Origin of the sequence: Desulfovibrio porci (assembly GCF_009696265.1) — a bacterium.
In the GTDB taxonomy this organism is placed as follows: Bacteria; Desulfobacterota; Desulfovibrionia; order Desulfovibrionales; family Desulfovibrionaceae; genus Desulfovibrio; species Desulfovibrio porci.
The window spans coordinates 17,404-40,902 of record NZ_VUMH01000005.1 but is presented as its reverse complement, the minus strand read 5'-3'; the positions used below and the strand labels follow the sequence as shown (position 1 = coordinate 40,902).

The 23,499-nt window shown below is 54.5% G+C and carries 23 protein-coding genes, 1 other RNA gene and 1 pseudogene; 15 read left to right on the top strand and 10 right to left on the bottom strand.

Annotation, left to right across the window (positions count from 1 at the left end):
- Positions 1-190: 190 nt before the first annotated feature.
- The 8 genes from rdgC to FYJ44_RS06295 all read left to right on the top strand — a co-directional run bounded on the left by rdgC (position 191) and on the right by FYJ44_RS06295 (position 7,579).
- Entirely contained in the window at positions 191-814 is a 624-nt protein-coding gene (gene rdgC, locus FYJ44_RS06330) for a recombination-associated protein RdgC (protein ID WP_154510292.1), read from the top strand.
- A 16-nt stretch (positions 815-830) separates the two neighbouring features.
- A complete protein-coding gene (locus FYJ44_RS06325) occupies positions 831-1,358 on the top strand; it encodes a hypothetical protein (RefSeq protein WP_154510289.1) in 528 nt (175 codons plus the stop codon).
- Positions 1,359-1,374: 16 nt separating this feature from the next.
- Positions 1,375-2,409, top strand: a complete 1,035-nt coding sequence (locus FYJ44_RS06320) for an ABC transporter permease (protein WP_154510286.1) — start codon at positions 1,375-1,377, stop codon at positions 2,407-2,409.
- A 23-nt stretch (positions 2,410-2,432) separates the two neighbouring features.
- Complete coding sequence (locus tag FYJ44_RS06315) at positions 2,433-3,257, top strand: ABC transporter permease (protein WP_374042595.1); 825 nt, start codon at positions 2,433-2,435, stop codon at positions 3,255-3,257.
- A gap of 108 nt (positions 3,258-3,365) precedes the next feature.
- Positions 3,366-4,961: a DNA repair protein RecN gene (locus FYJ44_RS06310; RefSeq protein WP_154510280.1), complete on the top strand. Its 1,596-nt coding sequence runs from the start codon at positions 3,366-3,368 to the stop codon at positions 4,959-4,961.
- 364 nt (positions 4,962-5,325) lie between these two features.
- Positions 5,326-5,865 (top strand): hypothetical protein, encoded by a 540-nt coding sequence (locus FYJ44_RS06305; protein ID WP_288229448.1) that lies wholly within the window; start codon positions 5,326-5,328, stop codon positions 5,863-5,865.
- 49 nt (positions 5,866-5,914) lie between these two features.
- Positions 5,915-6,293, top strand: a transfer-messenger RNA (tmRNA) gene (ssrA, locus tag FYJ44_RS06300).
- Positions 6,294-6,718: 425 nt separating this feature from the next.
- Positions 6,719-7,579, top strand: coding sequence for a hypothetical protein (locus tag FYJ44_RS06295; RefSeq protein WP_154510275.1), 861 nt, complete (start codon positions 6,719-6,721; stop codon positions 7,577-7,579).
- A 2-nt stretch (positions 7,580-7,581) separates the two neighbouring features.
- Here FYJ44_RS06295 and FYJ44_RS06290 read toward each other — a convergent pair.
- Positions 7,582-8,241, bottom strand: a pseudogene (locus FYJ44_RS06290) (IS5 family transposase); the annotation flags it as partial.
- A 161-nt stretch (positions 8,242-8,402) separates the two neighbouring features.
- Between FYJ44_RS06290 and FYJ44_RS06285 the strand changes: the two are divergent.
- Positions 8,403-9,086 carry a hypothetical protein gene (locus FYJ44_RS06285; RefSeq protein ID WP_154510272.1) on the top strand — a complete coding sequence of 228 codons (684 nt, stop codon included), beginning with the start codon at positions 8,403-8,405 and terminating at the stop codon, positions 9,084-9,086.
- A 40-nt stretch (positions 9,087-9,126) separates the two neighbouring features.
- Here FYJ44_RS06285 and FYJ44_RS06280 read toward each other — a convergent pair whose 3' ends face one another.
- From FYJ44_RS06280 to FYJ44_RS06265, 4 genes are all read right to left on the bottom strand, one after another.
- Positions 9,127-9,474: a hypothetical protein gene (locus FYJ44_RS06280; protein WP_154510269.1), complete on the bottom strand. Its 348-nt coding sequence runs from the start codon at positions 9,472-9,474 to the stop codon at positions 9,127-9,129.
- Positions 9,475-9,708: 234 nt separating this feature from the next.
- A complete protein-coding gene (locus FYJ44_RS06275; protein WP_154510267.1) occupies positions 9,709-10,260 on the bottom strand; it encodes a HEPN domain-containing protein in 552 nt (183 codons plus the stop codon).
- A gap of 9 nt (positions 10,261-10,269) precedes the next feature.
- The gene (locus tag FYJ44_RS06270) at positions 10,270-11,430 is read right to left on the bottom strand and encodes a GmrSD restriction endonuclease domain-containing protein (protein WP_229772557.1); all 1,161 of its coding nucleotides are present in this window, start codon (positions 11,428-11,430) and stop codon (positions 10,270-10,272) included.
- Positions 11,431-11,873: 443 nt separating this feature from the next.
- Positions 11,874-12,449: a DNA-3-methyladenine glycosylase I gene (locus FYJ44_RS06265; RefSeq protein WP_154510261.1), complete on the bottom strand. Its 576-nt coding sequence runs from the start codon at positions 12,447-12,449 to the stop codon at positions 11,874-11,876.
- A 420-nt stretch (positions 12,450-12,869) separates the two neighbouring features.
- Between FYJ44_RS06265 and FYJ44_RS06260 the strand changes: the two genes are divergently transcribed.
- On the top strand, positions 12,870-13,310 hold the full coding sequence (locus FYJ44_RS06260) for an acyl-CoA thioesterase (protein WP_154510259.1): 441 nt from the start codon (positions 12,870-12,872) through the stop codon (positions 13,308-13,310).
- Between the two features lie 150 nt (positions 13,311-13,460).
- On the opposite strand, the gene pdxR is transcribed toward FYJ44_RS06260, so the two are convergent.
- Positions 13,461-14,903 (bottom strand): MocR-like pyridoxine biosynthesis transcription factor PdxR, encoded by a 1,443-nt coding sequence (gene pdxR / locus FYJ44_RS06255; protein WP_154510256.1) that lies wholly within the window; start codon positions 14,901-14,903, stop codon positions 13,461-13,463.
- A gap of 162 nt (positions 14,904-15,065) precedes the next feature.
- Between pdxR and FYJ44_RS06250 the strand changes: the two genes are divergently transcribed.
- A complete protein-coding gene (locus FYJ44_RS06250; RefSeq protein ID WP_154510253.1) occupies positions 15,066-16,001 on the top strand; it encodes a DMT family transporter in 936 nt (311 codons plus the stop codon).
- Between the two features lie 61 nt (positions 16,002-16,062).
- Here the strand turns inward: FYJ44_RS06250 and FYJ44_RS06245 are convergent, their stop codons facing one another.
- The gene (locus FYJ44_RS06245; protein WP_154510250.1) at positions 16,063-16,449 is read right to left on the bottom strand and encodes a carboxymuconolactone decarboxylase family protein; all 387 of its coding nucleotides are present in this window, start codon (positions 16,447-16,449) and stop codon (positions 16,063-16,065) included.
- Between the two features lie 148 nt (positions 16,450-16,597).
- Here FYJ44_RS06245 and FYJ44_RS06240 point away from each other — a divergent pair, with 148 nt between their 5' ends.
- Positions 16,598-17,563, top strand: a complete 966-nt coding sequence (locus FYJ44_RS06240) for a LysR family transcriptional regulator (protein ID WP_229772556.1) — start codon at positions 16,598-16,600, stop codon at positions 17,561-17,563.
- Positions 17,564-17,586: 23 nt separating this feature from the next.
- Here the strand turns inward: FYJ44_RS06240 and FYJ44_RS14845 are convergent, their stop codons facing one another.
- The 3 genes from FYJ44_RS14845 to FYJ44_RS14625 form a co-directional block, all read right to left on the bottom strand.
- Positions 17,587-17,709, bottom strand: a complete 123-nt coding sequence (locus FYJ44_RS14845; protein WP_268234066.1) for a hypothetical protein — start codon at positions 17,707-17,709, stop codon at positions 17,587-17,589.
- A gap of 78 nt (positions 17,710-17,787) precedes the next feature.
- A complete protein-coding gene (locus FYJ44_RS14630) occupies positions 17,788-18,444 on the bottom strand; it encodes a Rossmann-fold NAD(P)-binding domain-containing protein (RefSeq protein ID WP_229772555.1) in 657 nt (218 codons plus the stop codon).
- Positions 18,387-18,689 (bottom strand): NAD(P)-binding protein, encoded by a 303-nt coding sequence (locus FYJ44_RS14625; protein WP_229772554.1) that lies wholly within the window; start codon positions 18,687-18,689, stop codon positions 18,387-18,389. Before FYJ44_RS14625 ends, FYJ44_RS14630 begins: the two co-directional genes overlap by 58 nt.
- A 305-nt stretch (positions 18,690-18,994) precedes the next feature.
- On the opposite strand from FYJ44_RS14625, the gene FYJ44_RS06230 reads away from it, so the two are divergent.
- The 3 genes from FYJ44_RS06230 to FYJ44_RS06220 all read left to right on the top strand — a co-directional run bounded on the left by FYJ44_RS06230 (position 18,995) and on the right by FYJ44_RS06220 (position 23,478).
- Complete coding sequence (locus tag FYJ44_RS06230; RefSeq protein WP_229772553.1) at positions 18,995-22,060, top strand: bifunctional diguanylate cyclase/phosphodiesterase; 3,066 nt, start codon at positions 18,995-18,997, stop codon at positions 22,058-22,060.
- A gap of 166 nt (positions 22,061-22,226) precedes the next feature.
- Complete coding sequence (rpmB, locus tag FYJ44_RS06225; RefSeq protein ID WP_154510244.1) at positions 22,227-22,436, top strand: 50S ribosomal protein L28; 210 nt, start codon at positions 22,227-22,229, stop codon at positions 22,434-22,436.
- A gap of 61 nt (positions 22,437-22,497) precedes the next feature.
- Positions 22,498-23,478 (top strand): rhomboid family intramembrane serine protease, encoded by a 981-nt coding sequence (locus tag FYJ44_RS06220; RefSeq protein WP_154510241.1) that lies wholly within the window; start codon positions 22,498-22,500, stop codon positions 23,476-23,478.
- Positions 23,479-23,499 lie beyond the last annotated feature (21 nt).

The window sequence follows — 23,499 nt, the reverse complement described above, 5'->3', positions numbered from 1 at the left end:
AGTTTACATAATTATCATTATGGGACATTTATTCCCTCATGTAGCAGGCCGAAGAAAAGCTCACCCGAGTGCTGTTTGGAGGCGCAAACGGCGATCTTTCAAAACTCCCTCCCATGCGGGCGGGACTTGCCGACGCGGCAGCTCTGACGTACAACACAAGCGGTCTCGCGTTCCAATCCAAGGAGTTCTCATGGGCTTTGCCAACAGTACCTGCAGTTTTACCCGTTTCCGCATTCTGGATCCCGTGCCCGACGCGCTCTGGCCCCAGATCCCGGACAAGCTCAAGCAGTTCGCCTTCCGCGACATTGATGACATCCCCGAAATGCAGGCCCAGGGCTGGGTCTGCTTTGAGGATATGCTGGATTCTGAATGGGCCGTCGCTCCGCCGCAGAAAGGCGCTTACATCGTTTTTTCCCTGCGCCTGGATATGCGACGCATCCCGGCCGGTGTGGTCAAAAAGCATCTGGCCCTGGCCCTGCGCCAGGAAAAGGAACGCATGCGCGAGCAGAACAAGACTTTCATCTCGCGCGAACGCAAAAAAGAACTCAAGGAACAGGTCATGTTGCGCCTGCGCCAGCGTTTCCTGCCGGTGCCGGGTGAATTCAACGTGCTCTGGGCCACGGACAAAAACGAAGTCTGGTTCGCCTCCACCCAGAACAAGATGATTGACCTCTTCATGGAGGAATTTCTGAAAACCTTCGAGTTGCATCTGGAGCAACTGACGCCGTATACTCTGGCGGCCTCCATGCTGGATGAGGAAAGCCTCATCCGCCTGGACCAGCTTGAAGCAACCCAATTCGCGCCGCTTGCCTAGCGGGGAGATTTCTCTGATGAATATGCCTCTTTCCGGCGAATCCACGGACAGCATTCTGGGCCAGGAATTTCTGACCTGGCTCTGGTACCAGAGCGACACCGCGCCCGGCGCGTTCACGGACGGCGATGGCGCGCCCTTTGCCGTTTCCATGGAGCAGCGCATCGTGGTTCAGGGCGGCGAAGGCGACGCCAGGGAAACCGCTTCGGTTTCCGGTTCGCTCTCGCCCCTGCGTGAGGCGCGCTTCGGCCTGGGCATGGGCAAGAAGGTCAGCCGGGCGCTGATCCGCCTGGAAAAGGACGAACTGGCCTTCCAGCTCACCCTCAAGGCCGAAGATTTCGGCCTGGGCAGCCTCAAGACTCCCAAGCTGGACAAGAGCGACAGCGACGAGGATCCCGATGCCCTGCTGCTGGAAAAATTTTACCTGATGGAAGTCTGCGTGGATCTGCTGGACTCTCTGTATGCCCGCTTTCTCAAGCTGCGCCTTTCGCCGGAATGGCAGAAGGAAGTGGCGGACATGCGCCAGTGGCTGACGCGGACGGAGTAAACCGCCCTTCTCTCCCATGAGCACGCCCTCCCCCACCCGCAGCCGTCGGGGCCGCTTTACGGCCATCGCCCTGAGAGCCGCCAGAAAAACCCTCTGGATGTTGCTGGTGCTCTGGGGCATTACCCTGATCTCCTTCTGGGTCATCCATCTGGCCCCCGGTTCGCCCACGGACATGGAGACCACCCTGAATCCCCTGGCCGGCGAGGCGGCGCGCCAGCGTCTGGAAGCCCTCTACGGTCTGGACCGGCCTTTATACGTACAGTACGGAGACTGGCTGCTGCGCCTGCTCCATTTTGATTTCGGCAATTCCATGTCCGCCGACGCGCGGCCCGTGCTGGACAAGATTCTGGAACGCCTGCCCCTGACCGTCTCCATGAATGTGATTTCCCTGGTGCTGACGCTGCTCATCGCCATTCCCGTGGGCATCCTCTCGGCCTGCAGGCAGAATTCACTGCTGGACCGCGGCGTGACCGTACTGGTTTTTCTGGGCTTTGCCATGCCCTCTTTCTGGCTGGCCCTGCTGCTGATGCTGTTTTTCGGCATTGATCTCCAATGGCTGCCCATTTCCGGCCTGACTTCCATGGATTACGCCAGTCTGAGCCCCTGGGGGAAATTCTGCGATCTGGCCCGTCATCTGGCCCTGCCCATTCTGGTCTATACGGTCGGCGGTCTGGCGGGCATGTCACGCTATATGCGGGCCTGCATGCTGGAAGTGCTGCGTCAGGACTACATTCTCACAGCCAGGGCCAAAGGTCTGCCGCCAAGCCTGATTATCCGGCGGCACGCCCTGCGTAACGCCCTGCTGCCGGTCATTACCCTGCTGGGTCTTTCCGTGCCGGGACTCATCGGCGGCAGCGTGATCATCGAATCCATTTTCGCCCTGCCCGGCCTGGGCCAGCTGTTTTACGCGGCGGTCATGGCCCGCGACTACACCATGATCATGGGCAATCTGGTGCTGGGCGCGGTGCTCACCCTGGCGGGCAATCTGCTGGCCGACATCGGCTACGGCCTGGCCGACCCGCGCATCCGCGCCGACGGAGAGCGGAACTGATGTTTCCCGCTGCCGTCAGAGATATGCTGAGACGCCTTCTCGGGCACAACCTCATGCTTTCGCTGGGGCTGGGCATTGTGCTGATCATGTCCCTGGCTGCGGTCTGCGCTCCTCTGCTCGCGCCCTATCCGCCCACTGCCCTGCATCTGGACCATATTCTGGAGCCGCCCTCCTCCCGCTTCTGGCTGGGCACCGACCGCCTGGGCCGCGACGTTTTTTCCCGCCTGCTTTACGGGGGGCGCGTATCCCTCTGGGTGGGCTTCGTGGCCGTGGGCATCTCCATCAGCATCGGCACGGTGCTGGGCCTGGTCAGCGGCTATTTCAGACGTTGGGTGGATGAGGCCATCATGCGTCTGGTGGACATTATGCTCTGCTTCCCCTCGTTTTTCCTGATCCTGGCGGTCATTGCCTTTCTGGAGCCCGACCTTACCAATATTATGGTCGTTATCGGTCTGACCTCCTGGATGGGCGTGACCCGTCTGGTGCGCGCCGAAACCCTCAGCCTGCGTGAACGCGAATTTGTAGCCGCCGCCCGCCTGGCCGGAAGCCCCACCCGGCGCATTCTGTTCCGCCACATTCTGCCCAACGCCCTTGCGCCGGTGCTGATCACCGCCACACTGGGCGTGGCCGGGGCCATTCTGGTGGAATCAAGCCTGAGCTTTCTGGGGCTGGGCGTGCAGCCCCCCACGGCCAGTTGGGGTAATATGCTCATGGAAGGCAAAACAGTCATTGAAAGCGCGCCCTGGCTTTCGGTTTATCCGGGCCTGGCCATTCTGATCACCGTGCTGGGCTACAACCTTCTGGGCGAAAGCCTGCGCGACCTGCTGGACCCGCGCCTCAGACAATAGGCCTTTTGCCTTGGCCGGCCCGTTTTGCTAGAATGCCGCCATGCCGCGGCGTCACGCGGCCTAAACAACGGCGCACTATTAACCCATCGCTTCAAGTTGTGAACAACCATGCTGGAATATCTGCGCATCCGCAATCTGGCCCTGATCGAGGATATGGAGCTGGACTTTTCGCCGGGCATGAATGTGCTCACGGGCGAAACCGGCGCGGGCAAGAGCTTCATCCTCAAGGCGCTGGGCTTTCTGCTGGGTGACAAACTGAACGCGGAAATGGTGCGGCCGGGCGCGGAACGGGCCCAAGTGGAAGCGCTGTTCACCCTTGAGGAGCAGGATCTGGTGCTGCGGCGAGAACTGCTGGCCGAAAGCGGCCGCAGCCGTTTCTACGTCAATGACGCGCTGAGTTCGCAGGAGAGCCTGCGTGAGCTGCGCGCGCGCCTGGTCACCCACACCAGCCAGCACGGCCAGCAGCAACTTTTGCAGCCCGCCTTTCAAGCCCGGCTCATGGAAAGCGCCTTTCCGCAACCCGAACTGCTGGCAGAGCGCGACGCCCTGCTCGGCCAGTTGCAACAGGTTTCGGCCCAACGCAAAGCCCTGTTGGAAAAGCAGGCCAATCTGGCGGACAGGCGCGATCTGCTGGAAATGCAGCAGCAGGAAATAGATAAAGTATCACCTGAAGAAGGCGAGGAAGAGCACCTGGAGGAATTGCGGGCCAAAGTCCGCTCACAGGAGCATCTGCGGAAAAATTATGAAGACGCCCTGATCCTGCTGCACGGTGAGGACGGGCCGGGACTACTGGACATGCTAGGGCAGTTTGAGCGCCTCATCCACAGCATGAGCCAGGATGACGACGTGCTGACGCCCGAGGCGGAGGCCGTCGCCGCCCTGCGCCAGCAGCTGGTGCATCTGAGCAATCATCTGCGCCGCCCGCCCCTGCCCGACGAAGAGATGGACATGGACAATGTGGAGGAACGCCTCTTTGCCTTGGCCCAGCTCAAACGCAAACTGCGGCGGAGCCTGCCGGAAATTCTCGCTTTGCGCGGTGAAATTGAGGAAAACCTTTCTTTTCTGGATGTCTGCGCCCTGGATCTCTCGCGTCTTGCCAAAGAGGAAGCCGCGCTGGCGGAAAAACTGGCTGCTGTGGTCGAGCGTATCCGGCCCGTGCGCCGTGAGGCCGCGTCAGACTTTGCCCGCAGTCTGGAAGGCCAGCTGCGCGATCTGGGCTTTTCCGAACAGGTGCGGGTGATCCCCGATTTTGTTCCCCATGAACTCTGGCCGGGCGTCACGGACGAGCGCGTGCGCATTCTCTGGGCGCCGAACCCCGGCCAGCCGCCCCAGCCGCTGGACCGTATCGCGTCGGGCGGCGAACTGTCGCGTTTTTTGCTGGCCCTGACCAGCGTGCGCCAGGACGCGGAAAGCGCCATCTATATCTTTGATGAGGTGGACGCTGGCGTGGGTGGCCTCACCCTGAACAAACTGGCCGAAAAGCTCAACGCCCTGGCGGAACAACGTCAGATGCTGCTGATCACTCACTGGCCGCAACTGGCCGCGCGGGCGCGGAAACACTTTCAGATCAGCAAAGTGGTCCGCGAGGAAGCCACGTTTACGCTCTGCTCGCCCCTGGACGGCCCCGCCCGCCACGCGGAACTGGCCAGAATGGCGGGCGGCGGCCCCCAGGGCGAAGCCTTGGCGCGCAGCCTGGAGAACTGAGCGCTCTTCTCCTCCTGCCCTCATTTTTCCATCCACGTCCCCATACTGGCAAATTTTGCCGTACGGATAGCGCTTACACCGCCTTTGCGGCGGAAATCTCCTGTTCGCAGCGCGTCAAAAACGCGCCGCCACGGCTGAAACGCGCTCGGCTCGCGCCTTCTTTTTCCATCCGGTTACCATTTCTTTTGAATTTCTCTAGACTTTTAAGGGCGATAAAGAATCCAATCCCTGCTGGCACCCATTTTGCTAGAGGCAAGGCACGAACGCACAAAGGAAAAAATGGCCGTAAATGTTCAGGGCGATAAACCTACGGAACATCGCAACGGCGCGATATGCCGGAGACATCACTCCACTGGAGGAGTTCGTGAATAGCAACAGCCAGAACCACCTCGCCAGCATGGTCCATATGCAGTCCGGCACTTCCGCAGCTGTTACGGCGGCCGTGGAGTCCGACTCCGGCACTGAGGCGTCAACTTTCTTGGCGGGCAGAGCCTCCCGCGCCCTGCAAAACCTGGCCCGGGATGGAAATGAGCTTTCGCAGGCTCTGGAAGAACGCCTGGACAGCTTACAGGAATCCTTCATGGCCCTGCTGCACGGACAGATGGAAGCCGGTAAGCTGGATCTGGAAGAGCGTTTGCATTTGTACCTGTCGCCTGAAGGCCGTCTGGTGGTCGAGGGCAGCGACAACGACACGGAAAAGGTCTGCGAGATTATTTCCCGCAAACCGGCCCTGCAACGTCGTTTTCAGGAACTGGCCCGCCTGGCCCTGCTTTCGCACGGCGTGGAAGTGGCCTGTCAGGCGCACACCGCCTTGCAGGAACCGGAACAGGAGGCCGAGAATCCGCTGTTCAGCCGCTACCATATGTGTCTCAAAGGCCCGCTCTCGCATTTTTACGTCCGCTGAGCTTGCCAAGTGGGGCCAAGCGGCTTATCTATTTGTCTGACCCGGATATGGGGGCGCACTGGTTTCGACGTGGATGTAGAAGCCGGAGTGGCAGGCCGAGGCGCCGCTGGCCTCGTAAAAAAGCGGCAACACAGTAATTGCCAACAACGATTACGACTACGCTTACGCTGCCTAGGCAGTGAGGCAACTGACCGCATTGCCGGTCGCGCTGCTCGGGACCACGCCTGATAATCCCGTGCGGCGACATTTATCAGGCTGGCGGAAACCGGCGCTCGCCGGGGTTTTCCGTGAGAATTGCACCGGCGGGCTTGCCGCGTTGCGCTTGGTCAGGGGCCACCAGCGCGGCGAGATTCAATCCTGACCTAAGCCTGTAGATGCTTCGCGTGGAGTATTCGCGGACGGGGGTTCGATTCCCCCCGCCTCCACCATTTGATGGTCTGATAAAGACCAAGAAAGGCCAAAATCCATTGATAAACAAGGATCTTGGCCTTTTCTCTTGTCCGACCCCATCCGACTAAACCCCATTTCGTACTCAATTGACTTGAGTATCTTTTTGAGTATTCTGCTTTTGAGAGAAAAAGATACTCAAATTTTGAAAGGAAGGTGGGAGAATGGCAAAAGAACCCAAGGAAAAGAAAAGTCGTCTTGAGTTACCACGGCGACTTTGGTCATGGCACTCCGGCGCATGAACTACAAAATTAGAAAAGCGTATAATCGGCGTGATCCTTACGCCAGAATTCAGGAACGGCGGGCAATGTTGCAGACTTATGCAGATTTATTGAATTTCCTGAAAACAGCAAACAAAAACTTTAAATAAGATACGCCTAAAATGACGATTAGACTTGAAACCCTAATGCAGCTTTATGACACTGGCTATAAAGTATCGCCAATAGGATGCGACACACGTGCTAGTGCTTTAAGAACTCTTTTACTTGAGAAATATGTCGAAAAAATACTTTTACACGTCAATAGTATTATAAATTTGTTTCAAGAAATAAATCATAAAGAACAAAAATATGAGCTGCTTGATATATCTCTTATAGCATCTGCATCAAGAAATATCATGGAAACAACGAATATGTATTGCTATTTTTCTGAAAGGAAAATCTCACACGATGAACTAGAATTTAGGTACTACATAGCAACATTAAACGAAGACAGAAACAAGCACGCTATTCTAGAAAAAATTGGAGTTGTACTAACCGATAGCTGGGCATCACACATCCACAAAACAGGAAGATCTCAATACATCCAATCATTGGAATGGAACAGCTATTTTAAGGCGCTAAGCGATAAAGAAAAAGAACGCCTCCTTTCTGGTAAAAATCCAACACACAAAATATCTAGCCCAGGTATTTTGCCCCAAAACGTAGAGTCAGGAATATACAATCTATTATCAAACAGTGTTCATAGTCTTATGTTGGGCATGAATTCTGCTACGCTTGATAGCGTTCACATTTTTAGAGGTCTATTCAACCCTATATGGGTATTAAACATTTCTATAGAAATATGTATATTTTATTTTTCGCATGTTTTGCTCGATTACCTTGATATAAGAAAAAGACTATATAAGAAAGTTAGTAAACCAGAACTACAGGTTTTAAAAAGTTTGCATACAACATTTTTCATTGAAGAGTGGATAAAAACAATTCAAGATTTCTTTGAAGAGAAAGAAATTGATAAAGTTTTTAGTATGGACGGCGGCAAGAAATGATAATGAAGGAAGGCATTCTCCACCAAGTGCCGCGCCTTATAAAGCTCTTTGTCGTACTCACGCCGCTCTCTGCGATTCTTTTTCGGAGGAATGACCGGCATCATACCTTGGCTTTGCGCTTGATCAAGAATCGCGTCCGTGTCATATCCCTGTCCGCCAGCAAGCTCTCGGCTGTGAAGCCATCAATCAGGGCGACTGCCTGAGTACAATCTGCTGTTGTACCTTGTGTAATAAGCGCCCTGACTGGCATACCATGCGCATCCACGGCCAGATGCAATTTTGTGTTGAGCCCCCTTTTGTACGGCTCATATCCTGATTGCCGCCCTTTGCTCCAGCCGCATGAGGGTGGACTTTAAGTGGCTGGCGTCGATCATCAGCCATTCAAAATCCGGCTCGTCGATCAAAATTTCAAGCAATCGTTCCCATACACCATTGTCGCGCCAGCGGATAAAGCGCCGGTGTGTGTTGCTCCAGCCGCCGAAATCGGGCGGTAAGTCTCGCCAAGGTGCACCTGTGCGCATAATCCAGAAGACCGCATCTATAAAACGCCGATTGTCATGCGCTCTACCGCCCCAGCTGCCATCGCGGCCGGGCAAATGCGGTTCAAGCTTTCTCCAAACAGCGTCAGAAATGTCGTGTCGTCTATGTGCTGGCTGTGGCATAGTTCGCTTGTAGTTGCATACAAGCGAACTATGCCACAAAATTGAACCTTAAGCAATCTCGTGACTACACTATCTAGTACAGAGCCAAAGATAAAAGAGAGTACTCATAGCTCACCTCTTGGCACACTATGAGTACTCTTTTACAAACTTTTTGACAATTAATGAGTCCTGAACCTAATCTGGTATCACTGGCGAAAAAATACGAAGCCGAAGCCGTGGCAAAAAAGAGGCTCGCCATGCTGCCGGAACGTGAGGCCTTGCGCCGGGAAATTCCCTACACATCATGGCAGGACTTTTTGAAACTTGAGGCCGAGAAAGGCAACGAAACAGCCCTTGCCGTACTGCGCTCCCGCAAGGAAGTGGCCGAGCCGGAGCAGCCCCAGGAGCAGAAGCCGCCCGTCAAGAACTGGATGGAGCGTGGCAGCGAATACGCCATGAAAACGGCCATACGGGCCGAATACGCCGAAAAGGAACGGAAGCTACAGCAGCGTGATGCTATTTCCCATAAGGGCAAAAAACAGCTACAGGCGTTTCTCCATATGGAGCAGATCACAGCCGAAGCCCACGCCGAAGGCACGAAACTTGGTAAAATCAAGCGCCGCATAGACAACAACGGTATTGTGATTTTCACCCTGGAAAGCGGCGGCACCATCCGCGACACCGGCAAAGAGATTTTCTTTTCCAGCCATGACACCAGGGCGGAACGCGTAGCCCTGCTCTATGCTGCCAAGAAATGGGGTAAGCGACTAACTATTGAAAAAGGCCACATCATGTTCCAGCCGGAACGACACATCGAGAGAAAAGCGCCAGAGTTGGAAAAGAAGCGAAAAGGCCTATCGCGCTGATAAAGCGGCCCGGAAGTATTTCCGGGCCGCTGGTAGTTCACTAGGTGGTAACACCGATAGTTCTTTTACAAATGAGTTCCCAATCCACACTTGCGGAACAAGCAAGGCTAAGTCTGTCGAGTGGCTTTTGAAGTTTTTGGGCTAGCAGGAAATAGGTAAAGTCATCATCGTCATTGTTCTCTGCATAGCCGCGCATCAACTCAATTAGCAAATAGAAGTCCGTGTAGATTTCTCGCAGGGCGTGAGCAAATTTGTCCGTTTCATACTCGTCCAAAAGCTCTTGCTCTTCTTCGATGTTTTTTACCGGGATGTAATATTCACGGTACTGGTCACCGTCTTTGGGGTTGCCTGGGCCTGATGGGGATGATTGGGTGGGTAGTTCAGACATAAAAACTCCACGATTTAGTAGTATGGCATTTGAAATGAGAAATGCCGGGACTCAACTACGTTCGTGGAACGCTGCTCTTATTCCCCAGAAGGGTATTTTATTAGGAGCTATCGACCCGGCAATAGATGCTGTTGGATAAACCCAAAAGAAAACCCAGCATGGAAGCTGGGACAGGTATCCGCACGAATAGTAGAAAAAATTTATCTTAGGACTCTTGGGTAAGTCAAGGAGAGATTAATTTTGCATAGTAGGAGGTTTAGATTTTAATTCAAAATAGAATTGCAAGTATCTAATAAAAAATAAAGCCTTATCATTTAGAGCTTCAATTTCTTCAAAAGTTTTTGTTAGGCTATAGTCCAAATAATTTTCATGAACCATCATGTTTCTTTCGTTACCTATTTCAAGAAAGGCCTTTATAGCTTCTTTAAGTTCTGTTTTTGAATTTATATCATTAGTTACTAACTCTTTAAACTCTGTCCCAAAAAGACCAAGAAATTTATTTGCATTGCTTTTGTCCCAGTCGAAATATGTGTGATATTGTCGACTAATTCCTTTATTCTTTGCAAAATGGATTATTTTTTCATCACGAGATTTATTTATGAGTAAGTTTTCTATGCAATGGCAAATTCGATTTTCATGATAGCTTGCGCATGACAATAGAAATGATTTTTTGAGGTTTTCCTCAATCATATTTTGATATGAAAGTTCACCATTTATTAATAAAAAGTTTTTTAACCCACGATAGCTAGAAGTAAAATCTTTAAAGTGTTCTCGTAATTGTTCCATAGAACACTCCTAGTACAAATCAATTAACTTTTTAGCTCTTTGAATTCTTGCTGTTACACTATTCTTTGATGCAATGCTTGATTGTGTTGCATCAATAAATTCTTTGTCACTCTTAATAGCTTGAACAGAATCTTCATCAATTGTTTTATTGATGAATACCTTTTTCTTAAAATATGGCAAACATGTGGCAACAAAAACAGATTCAAAAAGAGAGATGTTAAATTTATTATTAGTACTGAAAAAATCCTTAGACGTTAAATTTTGACAACTAGCTAAAAAACTATCAAATAATAACCTTAAATATTGGTTCATAGAAGGATCAAACTTTTTACCAGCTTTTGAAAAGCTATTTAAAAACTTAGTCATTGGAGCTTTATATTCTTCATGCCAGAAGAGCATGGCGAACGAACGAACTAGTATTTCTATGTCTTTAAAATTGATATCCGTTTCTTTCTGTCTTATGAGTTCTCTCCATTTCGGAAGAGTGTTAATATCGAATAAAACAGCATAAAAATCAGAAAAATACATACTCATTCTAATTTCTTGAGGTTTAAGATTTTGCCCTCCTGTATTCAGGCGGTTAAAAACCTCGTACATTGATGAATCATCATCAGGCTCATTTTGCTTAATGACAACAGAGCGTATAGTCCTAAGAAATTCAAAGGTACGCTTTGCATCTCCTAATGTTTCATACTTTAATGCATTATATTTATTCTCTTCAGTTTGTACGGGAGAAGGCAATTTCAAGGAGAAGTTTTTAAAATATTTATCTTCTGAAAGTACTGCCGGATTAATAACATCTTTTCCGAGCAACAATTCTCTTAGTTTTCTTCTGCCTTCATCTGTTGGGAACCGTTGTTTCACAAAGAAATAAATAGAAAGCAATCTTTGTTGCCCATCAATGATGAGAAAATTATCCTTTCCTTGTTCATACAAAAAAATCTGTGGAATGGGCAGTCCGAGGATAATGGATTCAATGAGTTTTGAAGCTCTTTTTTCATCCCAAACATAATTTCTCTGAAATGGAGGAATCCTAATAACCCCATTATCCATAAGATTAAAAAGAGTTGTAATATTAAAATCGTTTGGTGTTGATGTTATGTCATATTCTCTTATGCTACTCTCTGCATCTTCTTCATAAGGTTCAATATCATACCATGTATCAGGCATAAGGAATTTCTCCATTTTTGTCGAAATATTTCCCCCTCGAGTGGCTATTTGGCAATATAACGTAGACCTACATTTGAGGCAAGAGATATGGAGGTCATTTGAGCGAAGTTCGGTATTCTTGGTTCGGACCTGAGTTCGATTCTTTATTGGAGAATTGAATTGAACAAAACCTTTAATCCATGCGGCTATCTTGGCAAATGGCACCTTAAAGACAAGCGGTAGATATTGGAATCAAGTATTTCAATAGGTTGTCTTTTTTGATTGGTGACCCCCGCCTCCACCAGCAAATCATCCGGTAGAATCCCGAAAGTCAAGCTATTCAGCGGACTTTCGGGATTTCTCTTTTTCAACACCACGCAGTATTGGATGGATAACCCACGAGTTTTTGGTATCATTTTTCCGAAGGTGCGCCATATGAAAAATAAGCAACAGCGGATACCAAGTTATGCCTTCTTCATCGCCTGATAAACAAAGCAATCCTTTATATGGTCATTCACCATACCCGTCGCTTGCATGAATGCATAGATAACCGTTGGGCCAACAAATTTAAATCCCATTTTTTTCAAATCCTTGCTGATTTGATCCGAGAGCGCTGTCGTGGCCGGTATATCTGCCATCTTCTCGCGACGATTCTCAATCGGCGTATAATCCACATATGCCCAGATGAACTTATCAAAGCTTCCGTGCTTTTTCTGTACTTCCAGAAATGCTTTGGCATTCGTTACGGCGGCATTCATTTTGAGGCGGTTTCTGATGATCCCTTCGTTTGCCAGCAGCTCCTGTATTTTTGCTTCGCCGTAACGAGCCACCTTGTCCGGATCAAATCCATCAAATGCCTTCCGGAACGCCTCTCTTTTTTTGAGTACCGTAATCCAGCTAAGCCCAGCCTGCATCCCCTCTAAAATCAGCATTTCAAAGAGCTTGTTGTCGTCATGTACAGGCCGCCCCCATTCATTGTCATGATAATCAATGTAGATGGGCAAGTCCCCCGCCCATGCGCATCTGATTTTTTCACACATAGCGTATATCCTTTTATGTAACTCAGTAGGCAACGCTTTTCACAAAAATCCATCTTGCACAAGGGAATACCAGCGGCAAATTCAGAATATTTCTTTCAGAAAAAATAACGCGAAATTTGACAATTTAAAATAAATTATTTCAGCATACTAATTCTTCTGTTGCATGGCTATCGCCTCTATCATCTCCTGTTTCAGTAAGTCTCACGGTGCTTCCTGAAAACCCGTAAGCTTTTTTGCGAACGCTCTTTCTGATCCGGCTCATGAAATCCTCACCTCCGCGCACGAATCATCACCGCAATGCGATGGTCTGCTTTGCCGTTGAAGAAGTCCGGGGCTTATGAAATACTGGCGTGGAGACAATACCGCCGGACCTGCGGCGGGCGGTCTTTCACGCCCGCGTGGTTTGGCCAGGAGAAAACAATGCGTATCTTTACACAAAAAATAACTGTCGGCGCTCAGGATATCGACATCCAGAACCGCGTGAGCAATCTGTGCTATGTGAACTGGATGCAGGATCTGGCCATACAGCACTCCACAGCCGTGGGCTGGGGTATGGAGCGCTACGAGGCTGTGGGTCAGAGCTGGGTGGTCAGGCAGCATACCATCACCTACAAGCGCCCGGCATTTCTGGGCGAGGTCATCACGGCGGCCACCTGGGTGGCCTCGTTCGCGCCCCGGCAGAGTCTGCGCCGCTATCTGTTCTGGCGCGGCGCGGATCAGGTTGTGCTGGCCGAGGCGGAAACCAACTGGGTCTATATTGATCTCGCAAGCGGCCGTCCCATCAGGCTGCCCGACGAAATGCGCGCCGCCTTCGAGATGGTGGAAGACGCCGGTGAAGTTCTACGGCTGTTGGGCGCATAGGACTTTCCTTGCTGCCGCCGCCCTTGCGTGGCTTTTCCACCGCGCTATCTCCCGCGCATGTTTGGCGGTCATGCTCTCTGGCAGGGATTGCCGCCTGTAGCCGGAAGAAATCCAGCAGCGCCGAGAAGCCCGGCGTGATTTCCGGGCTTCTTACGCGGAGGACAGACGCCAATGGGCGGCAAGCGCTTCTTTGAGCAGGGCCACGCCCTTGTCCAAATCCTCTTCGCTCAGATGCGAATAACCCAGAACAAGTTCATGGGCATGCGCGCCGTCGCGGCACAGGGAATAGTCTTCCACCGGCACGGCCCGGACGCCGCGCGCCCGAAGCGCGGCCAGAAGTTCCTCCGTAAAAACAACATCGGGAAAAGCCGCCACCAGGTGTAATCCGGCCGCCTGCCCCCTGACCTCAAAGCGGCTGCCAAAGTGCCGCGCCAAACTTTGCAGCAGGTGCGCCCTTTTCCGCTGATAGAGCTTTTTCATTTTCCGGATGTGCCTCTCCAAGCCGCCGCTGCTGATGAAAGCGGCCAGCGTGTACTGCGACAGGGCGTCCGTGTGCACATCCGTATACATTTTTTCCGGCTCCCAGGCTGCGCGCAGGGCGTCCGGCACAATGGCGAAGCCCAGGCGCAAGGCCGGGGCCATGATTTTGCTGAACGATCCCAGATAGATCACCGTTTCAGGCGCGAGCTCATACAGTGAGCTGACAGGAGCCCCTTCATAGCGAAATTCGCTGTCATAATCGTCCTCCACAATATGGCATCCGGCATCACGGGCAAAGCCGATCAAAGCCTGGCGCCGCTGCACCGGCAGGATACCGCCCAGAGGATACTGATGCGACGGTGTCACATAGGCAAAAGCCACACGTCCGGCCCGCTCCCGGCTTAATGTCCGCAACGCGGAGGTATCCAGCCCGCGTTCGTCGGCCCGCAGGCCTTCCACCGTGTATCCGGCTCTGACGACGACTTCCAGCAGGCCCCTATGGGCGGGATCTTCCACCAGCACAGCGCTGCTGTTGCGCCGCAAGAGCCGGGCCACAATCCGTAGCCCCTGGGTCGAGCCGGAGGTTATCATCACCCGTTCCGGCGGCACCCGAATGCCGCGCATACGGAAAAGATAGGCCGTAATGGCCTCACGCAACTCCCATATGCCGCCGGGACCGCAGTAGCGGAACGCGGCGGCGGGCAGGCTTCGGCAGACGTGCCGGTAAAGCCTGCCCCACTCCTCTTGCGGGAACTTGTCCAGGGCTGGAATGCCGGAACGGAAATTGACTTCATCCGGTCTGGAAACGTCGGCCCGCTGCCATTTTTGCCCCATAAAGCCGGCGGGGGTTCCAGACAGTGATGCGGTGGGGGCTATGCCCTGGGCGACCCTGGTCCCAGAGCCGGGCCGGGCTGCAAGATAGCCCTCGGCCAGAAGCTGCTCATACGCATCCAGCACGGTCTGCCGCGCTATGCCCAAATCTTTCGCCAGCCCCCTGCTGGAGGGCAGCTTTTCTTCCGCCTTCAGATCGCCGTGCAAGATGAGCGTTTTTATCCGCTCATATATCTGTCTGCGCAGGGGGATGCCCGTGTCGGCATCAAGTTCAAGCCACATATGCGTTCGCCAAAGTGGTATGTTAAAAATAAATAAAAAGTGGATCTTTTCCATCCAGTTCCGTCACCTTACCTTGGCGACACGGGGGAGGCAAGACCGCCATGACAAAAATACGCGCCGCCTTGTCCCGGTTTTCATCACACCTCTGCCGCGGACGAAACAATGAGAAACGTACAAACGCGCGCTTACGGCTTTCTCGCCCTGGCCATGATCATCGCGGGAAGCGCCGTGGTAGCCGGAAAGTGCATGGTCGCTGCCATGCCGGTCTTTCTCGCCGCCGAACTGGGCATATCCGTCAGCCTGCTGATTCTGCTGCCCCTGTCATTTCTGAGGCGGCACGGGCAGCCGAAACTGGACGGCAAAACGCATGTTGCGCTTTTTTTGCAGGCACTGTGCGGCATTGTTCTGTACCGGGCATTTATCTTCTGGGGCCTGCGGCACACCAGCGCGGCGGCCGGAGGACTTATCAGCAGCGCGGCCCCCGCGCTCATCGCGCTTTTGGCCTTTTTGCTGCTGCGCGAAAGGATGTCCGGCAAACGTGTCGCCAGCGTGCTCAGTGTTTCCATCGGCATTCTGGCCGTCAACCTGCATCCTTTTCTGAGCGGCGCCGTACAGGCGTCAGGCGCTATAAAAGGCAATTGCCTGATCCTGATGGCCGTTCTTTGCGAAGCCTGTTTCTCGGTCATGAGCAGAGCCGGTTGCGGCCGGGTGTCGGCATTGCGCGGGACAGCCCTGATGTCGTCCTATGCTTTCATCTGCCTGCTGCCGTGCGCCCTATATGAGGCCAGAGGATACGATTTTGCGGCCATGCGCCTTTCCACGGTGCTCTGCATCGGGTATTACGGAATTTTTGTATCCTTTCTGTCCTATGTTTTCTGGTTCAAAGGCATTGCCGTTGTTCCGGCGGGAGTCGCCGCCGCGTTTACGGGCTTTGTCCCGCTCAGCGGCGTGCTGCTTTCCGGCATGTTTTTACGCGAAGAAATCAGCGGAGCCCACTGGCTGGGCCTGCTGTTCGTTCTGCTTGGCGTCGGTCTGGCCTGCCTGCCGGAAGCCGCGCCGGCTTCCCGGAAGGCTGCGGCAACACAGTCAAAAATATGAACGCCAAAGGCGGGCGAACGTCGCTGTCCACCCGCCTTTACTCTTACCCGTTAAACACGCCTCACTTCTGTGGCACGGTATGCTCCCCAAAGACATCACGCGCGGCGAACAGACCGTTCAGGGCAGCCGGAAATCCCGCGTAAACGGCCATCTGCATAATGACCTCCACAATTTCCTCTCGCGTGCAGCCCACATGCAGGGCGGCCGCGATATGCACCCTGAGCTGCGGTCCCGCATTGCCCAGTGCGGTCAACGCCGCCACCGTCGCTATTTCCCGATTTTTCAGATCAAGTCCGGGCCGGGCGTAAATGTCTCCAAAGGGAAACTCCACAAGATAACGGGAAAAGTCAGGCGCGATGTTCCGCAGACTTTCCACCACAGCTTCACCACCCTTTCCGTCCACCTGACGCAGCACTTCAAGGCCTGTCTCATAACGCCGAGAATCCATATTTCCCCCTTTACTGTTCTCCAAAGCAAAGCACGGTCCGCCCAAAAGACAGAAACAAAGGACGCCGATCACCAGCAACAGATACGTATGCATGCAACCTCCTTTTTTCCTTTATAGGGAGGCCTGACGGCTTTTCATCATACTTTGTATGCGATACCTTCCAGGTATGACGAACGCCCTGCTCAACGCTTCCGACACGCACTTGCTGCACTGCTTTGCCGTGGTAGCCGAAGAAAAAAATCTGCATCGGGCGGCGGAACGCCTGCTGATGTCACAGCCGCCCCTGAGCCGCCAGATCAAAAAACTGGAAGAGCGTCTGGGGCTGACGCTTTTCATCCGGCATACCAGAGGATTGATTTTGACCGAAGACGGGGCGCGGGCTTTGGAGATCATCCGCCCGTTGCTGCGATTGCAGGAGAAAACCTTCACGCGGTTGGCGGCCCTGGCGAATCCCGGAGCAAAAGTCGTTGCCCTCGGCCTGACAACGGCTTTTGAGCAGGGTGTTTTTTCCGGTCTGGAAGCGCGTCTGCGCGGCCTGTACGCCTCACAACTGCGCCTGACGCGGGGAACCTCGCCCCGGCTGGCGCGTGACGTGCGCAAAGGCAGGCTGGACGCCGCTCTGGTGGCCCTGCCACTGGAAGCGCCCGGCCTTGTTCTTCGCCCCTTGCCGTATGACGAGCCGCTGCTGGCGGCCCTGCCGGAGCGTTGGCCCGAAGCCCGTTGCGGCGCACTGTCACTCCGGACCTTGAACGGCAAGCCTTTGTTCTGGTTCCGACGGGAGAGCAATCCGGCATTCTTTGATCGCATGCGGGGCGTTTTTGCCCATGCGGGTTTTGCGCCCGCCTTTCTGGAGGAACCGGCGGAGCACGACGTCCTGCTGGCCCGTATCGCTTCCGGCGAGGGTATGAGCCTGTTGCCCGCCTCATTCGCGGCCATCCGGAGGAAAGGCGTCGTTTTCACGCCACTGGCGGAAACCGCGCCGCTACAAATTCAACTTGGCCTGGCGACGCTTGCGGGCAGGGATGACGTTGCGGACACGCTTGTACGGGAGCTGGCAACGGCATTTCCGGCACACCGAAAGTCCGGCCTTAACGGACTTGGCGCGAAGACTTGAACCCCCACATCAGACGTTTCACATCAGGGATCAATGCGGTTCAGATGCCGCAGGCCCGAATGCATGATCAGTCGGCGCAGGAGGGGACGGTAAAGCACCTGCCGCTTGAGACACTTGCCCCAGAGCTCAAGGCGCAACGGCCGCATCAGACGGGCCTGCCAGCGGCAAGCCGCCTTGAAGTAGGCGTCGGATGCCGTTCTTTCGCCAGCCAGCTTCAGACTCTGCTAAACCAGCATGGCTGTACGAAAGGCATAGCTGAAGCCTTCGGCGGAGCTGGGACTGATATAGCCGCCGGCCTCACCCAGCAGGCAAGCGGCGCCGTCCGCCAGAACACCGGAGCCGGGCGGGCCGCCGGGACGGAGAATCAGCGTGGTTTCACGACTGCGGGCCTCCTGAAGATCATAGCCAAACGGCCTGATCTTTTCCTTGAAACGCAGAAACATTTCCCCCGCGCCCGCTACCGCCGGGATGGCCGCGCCGAGAAGATATTCCCCTCCCTTGGGCAGGCCCCAAGCGTAATAATCCGTGATTTCCGGGTCGAAAAAAGCCGCGAAATGCGGTTTACGCGAGGCAAGGGCGAAACGCTCCTGGATGGCGACATAACGGGCCGGGCACACGTGCGGAAAGAGCTTTCGCCGCACCACGGAATTGGCCCCGTCCGCGCCCACGATGAAACGGCAGCTCAGTTTCATGCCGTTCGCGCACACGACGCTGTACCCTCCAGCTTCATGATGCAGACTCTTTACCACAGTATGCGGGAATTTTCGTACCGTGTCGCCTACCGAAGCAAATAACCAGCGGTCAAAGGCTTCGCGGTCCAGATTCAGATAAAAGCGCTGATAATTCCGCTCCAGTCCGCTGGGCAGATCCAGCGTGCGCACCGCGAAAAGCTGCGGGTTACCAGAAGCCGCGATGGCAGCGCCATGTCCATAAGGGCCATGGCCTTCTGCGCATCGGGGGCCATCAGGCCGCCGCAACTCTTGATCCGGCCGGTTCCGGCATAAGTGCTGTCCAGAGCCCTGGCGTCCACCAGCGCAATGCGCAGCCCCGGCAACCTGGCGGCAAGACGGGCCAGGCACGATCCCGCCGGCCCCGCGCCGACGATAACAATATCGAACTCTTCCACAGCCGTCCCTCCCGACATTGTGCACTGATGAGGATGCGACCTCCTGCCCTCAAGCAGAGTATACTTAACTCCCTTTTGTCACTGGAGTGCGAGCGGCCCGGCCTGATATAAACTTTTCGATACATCACGATTTGAAATAAAATTTAAATTATTGCATGATATGTCAATAAAATAATTTTTAGTTTACCAGTGTTTCCGATATCTCAAGAAAATATTGCCATTTCATCATAAATACCCATTTTTTGCTTGACGGAATTGCGTCGGATCAGGAAGATAGTCTGGTTTAGAGCAGTAAAGGGGCTGATATGGACTATACGCGCACTGATGTCGACCTGACCGGCTTGATCGACGCCCTGACCAGCCGTTTGGACTACGGCAAGTCTTTGTACGACCTTCTGCCGACTCTGGCGGAAGTCCTGCGCACGTATCTGCCCCTCAGTGCTCTGGTCGTGCTGCGTCGGAGCAAGGATGATTTTCCCTTCAGCCCCGTGGCTTGGAGTTCCGCGCCAAACTTGACGGAGGAAGCTCTGTGCGCGGCCTTCGCCGGGCAAGACATCTTTGAACGTCTGCGCGCCCAGCAAACCCGGCCCGAGGTCATGTCGGACACACTGCAAACCCTTCTGTCCGCCGCCGGTCAACAAAAATTTCGGTGCCTTGCCTTGCCGCTGAAAGGGCAGGACGGTTACCTGCTGGGGTTTGCGATTTTCGGCAGTTCGCCTGCCGACAGACCGTGGGATGCCGGACAGCGCCGCCAGATGGACGTGTTCGCTGTGCTGCTGGGGCTCTTCATCGCCGGGCAGGCCTATTGTTCCCACCAGGCTTTTCACAACCGCATATTCAACGCCGCCATGGACCGGGTCAAGGTTGGCATTTACATCACCGACCCGCAGACGGACCGCATCCTCTACATGAACCAGTACATGAAGGAAATCTTTCATCTTGAGCAGCCTGAGGGCAAAATCTGCTGGCAGGTCTTGCAGAACGACAAGATACAGCGTTGCGAATTCTGCCCGGTGAGCCATCTGAGCGCCCACCCCGACGATCTGTCCGTCTATCGTTGGGAGGAGCACAACACGCTGACAGGCCGTTTTTTTGAAAATTATGACAGCCTGATGCGCTGGACCGACGGTTCGCTCGTTCATTTGCAGCAAACCATAGACATTACCGACAGCAAACGTCTGCGGCATGAAGCCACCATTGACGAGCTCACCGGGCTGCTGAACCGCCGAGCCGGTCTGGAAAGACTGACGCGGGCCGTTGGCGAAGCCCGGGAAAAGGGAACGTCGCTTATTGTGGCCCTTCTCGACATCAACAACCTCAAGGATATTAATGACGCGTTCGGGCACGCGGAGGGCGACGCGGCCCTCACTCTGGCGGCGCATGAAATCGGAGCCACTCTGCAGGGCGACGACTTCTGCTGCCGCTTGAGCGGCGATGAATTCGTAACTGTTTTTCATGAACTAGACCGCCACGCGGCGGCGCGTTGCCTGAAAAAGGTGCTGCGCAATCTGGAGGTGAAAAAAGAAGAGCTGCGGCTGTCCTATGAGTTGAGCTTCTGCTTCGGCTGCTTTGAGGTGCGCCCGGATATGCGCCTGGCCCTGCCCGCTATTCTCGCCAAAGCCGACGAAAGCATGTACGAGCAGAAAAAGCAGGCTCATATCAGATCGGCCGCCCTTCGCTTGCGCGAGGAAAACCTGCCCGCCGCGGAAGGCAGTCTACTGTGCAGCGCCGCCCAGCTTTACGACGCGCTCTGCCGCAGCACGGATTCCTATATCTACGTCTCCAAAGTGCCGTCGGGCGTCTTTCACTATTCCAAGGCCATGGTGCGCGATTTCGGCCTGCCGGGCGAAATTGTGCCCAATGCCGCCGCTGTCTGGGGAGAGCGGGTCCATCCGGACGACAAGGCGGCCTTTCTTGAATCCAATCAGATCATCGCCGACGGCAGATCCGACAGCCACTGTGTGGAGTACCGGGTAAAGAACCGCGAGGGGCAATGGGTCTGGGTGCGCTGCCGCGGCTATCTGGAGCGCGACGAAACCGGCGAGCCGACGCTTTTCGCCGGTTTTATCACCAATCTGGGACAGAGAAACAAGATCGACCATATCACCGGTCTGTACAATAAGATAAAATTTGAAGAGGACGTCACCGCCGCGCTGCAAAACCGTCCATCCACGCCGCTGCATCTCATGCTGCTGGGAGTGGATAACTTCACGCATGTAAATGAACTGTACAACAGGGTCTTCGGCGACGAGGTCTTGCGGATCATCGCGCAGAAGCTCCAGATCATTCTGCCTGAAACCGCCTCGCTGTACCGGCTGGACGGCGATGTATTCGCCATTGTCCGCTATGGAGATGGAGATGCGGACGACGCGCTGGCATCCTACAACTCCGTGGCCGAAAGTTTCCGCTATCAGCAGGAATACGACGGCAAGAAATACTTCTGCCCGCTTTCCGCCGGCTATGCAGGCTATCCCCAGGACGCCTCCAATCACGAAGAACTGTTGCAGGCCGCCCTCTGCGCTCTGGCCAGTTCCAAAAAAAACGGGCGCAACCGGATTACTTTTTTCAACAAGCAACTCGACAACAATCAGAAACGCTCCCTGGATCTCACGGAACTGCTGCGTGAAAGTATTGAACGTCAGTTCGAAGGCTTTGAGCTTTTCTACCAGCCCCAAGTGACCGCGGAAGGCGGCCGACTGGTAGGCGCCGAGGCTCTGGCACGCTGGAGCTGCCCAAAATACGGCCCCGTCTCGCCAGTCGAATTCATCCCGCTTATGGAGCAAAGCGGCTTGATCGTGCCGTTCGGGCAATGGGTTTTCAAAGAAGCCATGCGCCAGTGCAAGGAATGGACGCAGTGGCGGCCGGATTTCGTCATCAGCGTCAACCTTTCCTATTTGCAGGTCATTTCCGACGACATGATGCCTTTCATCGAGGCCACACTGGCAAAGACCGGCCTCAATCCCGGCAATGTGGTGGTGGAATTCACGGAAAGCTGCATGATACGCGAAAATACCCTGCTGCTGGAGATATTCAAAAAAATCCGCAGCCTGGGCATCCGTATCGCCATGGATGATTTCGGAACCGGCTATTCCTCGCTGAGCATGCTGAAAACCTCGCCCGCCGACACCGTCAAAATCGACCGCGTCTTTGTGCGCGACATTCTCAACAGCCGTTTTGACGCCACCTTCATCCGCTTTGTGGTGGCCCTCTGCCATGACGTGGACATCAAAGTTTGTCTGGAAGGCGTGGAGAAGGAAGAAGAGTTGCGACTGGTCCGATCGATGCAACTGGACTATATTCAGGGTTACTTCTTCGGCCGCCCCATGCCCGCCGCCGATTTTCAGCAGCGTTTTTTAAGCGGCGGCGCATAATGGCGGATATGGTTTCTTTTTAGGAAAAGTCTTGCCTTTTTTCGTCCCATGGGCTATCTAATCTTTTCGCGCGGTCATGCCCGCTTAAGAATGCTGTCGCCACAGCGCCGGGCCACGGTTTTGCCGCATTTGAAGTGAACTGTTTTTTGCATATACGGAGGATTGTATGAGCAAGGAATGCGATTTCTGCGGCAAAAAGCCCCAGGTTGGCAATCTCGTGAGCCATTCCAATATCAAGACCAAGCGCCGCTTTAACCCCAATCTTCAGCGCGTGCGTCACCAGTTTCCTGACGGCAGTGTTCGCACTCTGACCGTCTGCACCCGTTGTCTGCGTTCGGGTGCCGTGACCAAGCCCGTCGCGCGCAAACAGGGCTAGTTTCTCTCTTTTTTTTGTCATAGCAGGCCCCGTCAGTCCGCTGCCGGGGCTTTTTTTATCCATGTCGCACGCTTTTTTTCCCACATTCCATCCTCACGCCGGAAGCCGCTGGACCGTCCGGCGCAGGCCGGGCAGTCTGCCGCCGTTCTGGCGCAACATCACCGGCCCCACGGGGCTGGCGGACTATATGCAACGCCGCGACTGGCGGCTGGTGCTCAGCGCCTGCCGCATACCGCATATCCTGAACACATTTCGGGGGCGCGAATATATCTATGTCCCCCCCCTGCTGGAACAGGTTGCACTCAGTGAACTGACGGATTTCGACGGCGAACGGCGGCGGGCCGCTTCTCCTCCTTCGCCGCCACCGCCCGTATATCCATACGGCGGCCTGACGGCATTTTTTCTGTTGCCGCTGATCATCTGGCACGGTCTGCGCATGGGCTGGTGGCCCCCCGTGCCGGACTTCCTGCCGCCGCCGCAGACATGGTTCAATGCGGGCGTTCTGGACAACGTCCTGGTGCGCGTCTACGGGCAGTTTTACCGTCTCGCCACGGCCCTGACCCTGCATGCCGATCTGCGCCACCTCTGGGGCAATATAGCCTTCGGCGCTCTTTTTCTGACGCTGCTAGCACGGCTTACCGGCGTTGGGCGGGCCGTCTGGCTGACGCTGATCGGCGGCATTCTGGGCAACGGCCTGACGGTTTTATTCCGCCCCCGGGCCGTCACCAGTCTTGGCTTTTCCACAGCCTTGTTCGCGGCTGTAGGCGTTCTGGCCGGCATGATGGCCGGTCGGCAGACGCAAAGGCGCAAGGCCATCCTGCCCATTGCGGCGGGCGCGGCCTTGCTGGCCATGCTGGGAACGGAAGGGGAAAATACTGATTACGCGGCCCATGTGGCCGGTCTGCTCTGCGGACTGGCGCTGGGGTTGGGTGAAAGCTGGCGCATGCGGCGCGGCTGGCCCGCCCTGCCGCAGATCCCGGCCGGAATGCTGGCTCTGGCAGTGCCGACGCTGGCCTGGTGGTGGGCTTTCAACGCTCAGTAGGCGTTGCGAAAAAATGGACGG